Below are 5,237 nucleotides of genomic sequence, written 5' to 3'. Positions count from 1 at the left end.
CTGCCCGAAGATCCGGAGGTTGCCGGCCAGCGGCCGGCACTACCCCGCTGGCAAGGGGGTTCGGCCAACGTCGGGCATCACCAGGTCAGAAAATGACGTGACTCTGTCCACCGGGTACACCCTGCGGCCCAAATCGCCGCTCGTGGATTTCGCCCTGGCCGTTCGCGTCAATCAGCAGCACCGTGCTGGCGCGGGTGCCGTAATCGTCGCCCCGGATGAAGGCGGGGCTGAGCCAGCGTTCGCGCTCCAGGCCGATGCCGGTATCGGGCAGGTCGCTGTCGGCCGGGCGGTGTTCGTCGGCCAGGGCATCCCAGAGTGGGGTCAGGTCTGGGGTCAGCGCCCTTTCCCGTCGGGAGAGGGATCCGACCCCGTCTTGTTCCAGCCACGCCGACAGCGCATCCATCAGCCGCCGGGTCTTCGGCCAGGGCGCATCAAGCGCGCCGTTGGACATGCCATGCACGCCCGGGCCAAGCGTCTGCCGCTCGGCCGGGTGGTTGCCCAGATACTCCAGGCTGTGGCCATCGGCCAGCAGCAGGTTGAACGGGGCATAGGCAGCGGAGATCCCGGCCAGGCGTTCTATATGTATACCCGCCGGATCGCGGCCACGCAGGTAGTCGGCCACCAGGGCGCCACGTGACGGCCCGGTCTGGGACGCCTGCGGATCGCGGACATTGGTCACCACCGCCATGCGGCCGCCGGCACCGACGCCGGCCCAACCGCCGCCGGAGCGCAGGTCGCGTCCGCCGATGACGGACGTCTCATCCTGCCAGGGGGCCAGGGCCGCGGTGGGGCGGGCGTGGAACTCATCACGATTGCCAGCCATCACCAATCGCCAGCGCGGGTGGTGCAACCAGCCAAGAGCAAGCAGGCACATGGGGCCATTGTGCCCGGTTTGCGCAGAACGGCGTCGCTTTCGGCCCGTTCCGGATGAATGCGCAGCCCATGTTTCACGCGCCCTCCACACCCCTGAACTTCCGTTCAATCTCAAAAATTGAGACGGATCAGCAACTTGTGGATAAACCTTGAACAACTCTCTAAACATCGGCGCAAACCATTGATGCGGCTGGCGATTTCCCTGCTGAAAAGTTGTTGACAACCCTTGGGCCGCTGCTAAGGTGGGCATCAGAGGGAAATCCGGGTGTTTTGTGGATTTTCGTGGTTCAATGTTTCACCGGGCGAAGGATAAGGTGCAGGCGTCGTGTTCCAGGGCGAGACGGCCATCACAGTTGACGACAAAGGACGCATGGCGGTTCCCACCGCTCACCGCGACCTCGTTGCGCGCGTCAGCAACAACCGTCTCGTGTTGACCTACAACCCCTTCGAATCGGGCTGCCTGTGGCTGTATGCCGAGTCGGAATGGGAGCGGGTGCGCGACGACGTCATGTCCAAACCCAACACACAGCGCGTCGTACGTCTGCTGCAGCAGAAGCTGGTCGGTTCAGCCGCCCACCTGGAGCTGGACGGCAACGGTCGCATCAGCATTCCCGCCAGCCACCGCGGTGCGGTGGGCATTGAGAAGAAGGCGGTATTGCTCGGTATGGGCGACAAATTCGAATTGTGGAGCGAGCAGGCGCATCGGGCCCTGATCCAGCAGACGTTGTCTGATGAGGATCTGGGTGATGGGTTGCTCGACCTGAAGTTGTGAGCCGGGGTGCCCGGATGCGCCCAGAAGCGCAGACCGGTCACCTTCCGGTGTCGCAGTCGCCGGCGGTGCATCTGCCGGTCCTGTACACCCAGGTCCTGGAAGGCCTGAGGGTGATCGAAAACGGACGTTATCTGGATGGCACGTTCGGTCGTGGCGGTCATGCACGTGGCGTGCTCACCCAGCTCGGTCCCGAGGGACGCCTGCTGGTCATGGACAAGGATCCGGAAGCCATTGCCGTTGCCGAGCGCGATTTCGCGCCGGACCCGCGCGTGTCGATCTTCCGTGGCAGCTTCGCCCAGCTGCTGCAGTGGAACGAGACCGCCGAAGGCCTGGACGGCGTGCTGTTCGACCTTGGTGTGTCCTCGCCGCAGCTGGACGTGGCCGAGCGTGGTTTCAGCTTCGGCAAGGACGGCCCGCTGGACATGCGCATGGACCCGGACAGTGGCGAAAGTGCTGCGCAGTGGATCAACCGCGTGGAAGATCGTGAGATCGCCGACGTGCTGTGGACCTACGGCGAAGAGCGGCAGAGCCGGCGCATCGCCCGCGCCATCGTGGCCCGCCGCGAAAAGCAGCCGTTCACCCGTACCGCCGAACTGGCCGAGCTGATCGCCTCGGTGATGCCGCGCGGCAAGGACAAGATCCATCCGGCCACGCGCAGCTTCCAGGCCATCCGCATCCACATCAACCGCGAACTGGCCGATCTCGAAGCCGGGCTCGATGCGGCCGTGCAGCGGCTCAAGCCCGGTGGCCGGCTGGCGGTCATCAGCTTCCACTCGCTGGAAGACCGCATCGTCAAGCAGTACATGAACCGCCTGGCCAAGGCGCCGCCGGCCAACCGCCGGCTGCCCGAGGCGCAGGTGTTCGTGCCGACGCTGGACCTGATCGGTGGCGCCATCAAGGCCACCGACGAAGAGCTGGCGATGAACCCGCGCGCCCGCAGCGCGGTGCTGCGTGTCGCCCAGAAGCGGGAGGCCGATGCATGAGCCGGCTGCTGCTGATCATCCTGTTGGCCTGCACCGTGGCCTCGGCGATCGGCGTCGTGTTCGTGCGTCACCGTCACCGGCAGACGTTCATCGAGCTGTCGCGCGCCGAGCGTGCGCGTGATGACCTGAACATCGAATTCGGCCGCCTGCAGCTGGAGCAGGCGACCCTGGCCGAAGCCAACCGCGTGGACAGCATCGCCCGCGAAAAGCTCGGCATGAAGTTCCCCGAAGCCGCCGACGTGGTGGTGGTGCGCCCATGAGCAAGACCGGCCGCAACCGTCCCCGCAACGCCTTCAACCTGCGCCAGCGCCTGCGCTGGGTGGCCTTGGCACTCGGCCTGTGCTCGGTGTCGCTGGTCGGTCGTGCCGCCTACGTGCAGATCATCAACAGCGACTTCTACCAGCGCCAGGGTGAAGCACGTTACCTGCGCGAACTGCCGATCAAGACTTCGCGCGGCATGATCACCGACCGCAACGGCGAGCCGTTGGCGGTGTCCACGCCGGTCGCTTCGATCTGGGTGAACCCGCAGGACCTGCTGCGTTCGCCCGAGCGCATCCCCGAGCTGGCACAGGCGGTGGGCATGTCGGTGGACGAGCTGAGCAGCCGCCTGTCGCAGAAGTCGGACAAGGAATTCATGTACCTGCGTCGCCGGATCAATCCGGACGAGGCAGAGCGCGTGGTCGCACTGAAGATTCCGGGCGTGGCGGCACAGCGCGAGTTCCGCCGTTTCTACCCGCAGGGTGAAGCGATGGCGCACGTGCTCGGCTTCACCAACATCGATGACCGCGGCCAGGAAGGCCTGGAGCTGGCCTTCGACGAATGGCTGCGTGGCAAGCCCGGCGGCAAGCGGGTGATCCGCAACCGCAAGGGCGAAACGGTTGAAAGTGATCTGCTGCGCGCCGCCGAGCCGGGCAAGGACCTGACCCTCAGCATCGACCGCCGCATCCAGTACCTGGCCTTCAAGGAACTGCGCAACGCGCTGGTGGCCAACAAGGCGGCCGGCGGCTCGATGGTGATCATGGACGTGACCACCGGCGAGATCCTGGCCATGGTCAACCTGCCGACCTACAACCCCAATTCGCTGACCAACGCACAGCCGGACACGCGCCGCAACCGCGCGGTGACCGATCTGGTCGAGCCGGGCTCGACGATGAAGCCGCTGACCATCGCCACCGCGCTGCAGGCCGGTGCGGTGACCAAGGACACCGTCATCGATACCAACCCGGGTTACATGACCCTGGGGCGTTTCACCATCCGCGATGTGCCGCGCAACAACGGCGTGCTGAACGTCACCGGCGTGATCACCCGCAGCTCGAACGTGGGTGCGGCCAAGGTTGCGGCGAAGATGCCCGACCAGGTGTTCTACGACGGTGTGCGCCGTTTCGGCTACGGCTCGGTCCCGCACAGCGGTTTCCCGGGTGAGTCCGGTGGCGTGGTGCTGCGTCCGGCCCGCTGGTCGGGCACCACCAAGACGACCATGTCCTACGGCTATGGCCTGAATGTCACGCCGCTGCAGATCGCCACCGCGTACTCGGCGCTGGCCAACGGCGGCAAGCTGATCGCGCCGACGTTCGTGAAGGGCCAGCGCAACGAAGGCCAGCAGATCATCGACGAGAACGTCGCCAAGCAGGTGGTGGCGATGATGGAAACGGTGGTTACCCAGGGTGGCGCCAAGCAGGCGGCGGTACTGGGCTATCGCGTGGCCGGCAAGACCGGTACCGCGCGCAAGACCGGCCCCGGTGGTTACGAGCGCGGCCACTACAACGCGCTGTTCGCCGGCGTGGTGCCGGCCACCAATCCGCGTTTTGCCACCGTCATCGTCATCAACGATCCGCAGGGCGGCAAGTTCTACGGCGGCCTGGTGTCGGCGCCGGTCTATCACAACGTGATGGAAGGCACCCTGCGCCTGATGGACGTGCCGCTGGATGACCTGCAGTCGTGGCTGGCTGCCCAGCAGTCCGGAAAGATCGGGCATTCGGCCTCGGTGCTGCCGGTACCGCCGGCCGAAGCCGCACTGCCGGTGGATGCCGCCGCTGAATTCGATGCCGCGCTGCCCAGCGCGCAATCCCATGTGCCGCCCGCGACGGGAGGCACGCAATGAGCCCTTCGATGTTGCTTTCGCAGTTGCTTCCGGACGTGGCCCTGGCGGGCCATGATCCCGTTCTGACCGGCCTGGTGCTGGACAGCCGTGCCGTGCGCCCCGGTAATGCCTTCGTCGCCATCGCCGGTTTCGGCGCGCATGGCCTGGGCTTTGTCGAGCAGGCGCGCGCAGCCGGTGCCGGCGCGATCCTGTTTGAAGCGCCGGCGCCCGCTGAACTGCCTGCGCCGGCCGATGCCATCGCCGTGCCGGACCTGCGTGCGCGTCTGGGGGCGATGGCCGACCAGTTCCATGGCGCGCCTTCGCGGGCGATGACCATGGTTGGCGTGACCGGCACCAACGGCAAGACCTCCACCGTGCAGCTGCTGGCCCAGGCCTGGCACCTGCTCGGTACGCCCAGTGGCAGTATCGGCACGTTGGGCGCCGGACTTTATGGTGCGGTCGAGCCGACCGGTTTCACCACCCCGCTGGTGCTGCAGATGCATGCACTGCTGGCGCAGCTGCGCGACGA

The 5,237-nt window shown here is 66.4% G+C and carries 6 protein-coding genes; 5 read left to right on the top strand and 1 reads right to left on the bottom strand.

Translation table 11 applies throughout. The annotated features are described in order from the left end of the window. Positions 1–85: 85 nt before the first annotated feature. Positions 86–874 carry an NRDE family protein gene (locus AB4Y84_RS12535; protein ID WP_442244657.1) on the bottom strand — a complete coding sequence of 263 codons (789 nt, stop codon included), beginning with the start codon at positions 872–874 and terminating at the stop codon, positions 86–88. A gap of 324 nt (positions 875–1,198) precedes the next feature. On the opposite strand from AB4Y84_RS12535, the gene mraZ reads away from it, so the two are divergent. The 5 genes from mraZ to AB4Y84_RS12510 form a co-directional block, all read left to right on the top strand. Then, on the top strand, positions 1,199–1,645 hold the full coding sequence (gene mraZ, locus AB4Y84_RS12530; RefSeq protein WP_025876601.1) for a division/cell wall cluster transcriptional repressor MraZ: 447 nt from the start codon (positions 1,199–1,201) through the stop codon (positions 1,643–1,645). A 14-nt stretch (positions 1,646–1,659) separates the two neighbouring features. Continuing rightward, positions 1,660–2,628 carry a 16S rRNA (cytosine(1402)-N(4))-methyltransferase RsmH gene (gene rsmH / locus AB4Y84_RS12525; RefSeq protein WP_442244656.1) on the top strand — a complete coding sequence of 323 codons (969 nt, stop codon included), beginning with the start codon at positions 1,660–1,662 and terminating at the stop codon, positions 2,626–2,628. Further along, a complete protein-coding gene (gene ftsL, locus AB4Y84_RS12520; RefSeq protein WP_025876599.1) occupies positions 2,625–2,888 on the top strand; it encodes a cell division protein FtsL in 264 nt (87 codons plus the stop codon). Before rsmH ends, ftsL begins: the two co-directional genes overlap by 4 nt. Beyond that, positions 2,885–4,729, top strand: coding sequence for a peptidoglycan D,D-transpeptidase FtsI family protein (locus tag AB4Y84_RS12515; protein WP_313251870.1), 1,845 nt, complete (start codon positions 2,885–2,887; stop codon positions 4,727–4,729). The genes ftsL and AB4Y84_RS12515 overlap by 4 nt, the downstream gene beginning before the upstream one ends. After that, positions 4,726–5,237 (top strand): Mur ligase domain-containing protein (locus AB4Y84_RS12510; RefSeq protein WP_442250215.1); only part of this gene is annotated, 512 nt, incomplete at its 3' end. The genes AB4Y84_RS12515 and AB4Y84_RS12510, both read left to right, overlap by 4 nt.

The organism is Stenotrophomonas sp. 2YAF22 (assembly GCF_052114665.1).
In the GTDB taxonomy this organism is placed as follows: domain Bacteria; phylum Pseudomonadota; class Gammaproteobacteria; order Xanthomonadales; family Xanthomonadaceae; genus Stenotrophomonas; species Stenotrophomonas indicatrix.
The sequence above is the reverse complement of the archived record's forward strand: the minus strand, read 5'-3'. Positions and strand labels throughout refer to the sequence as shown.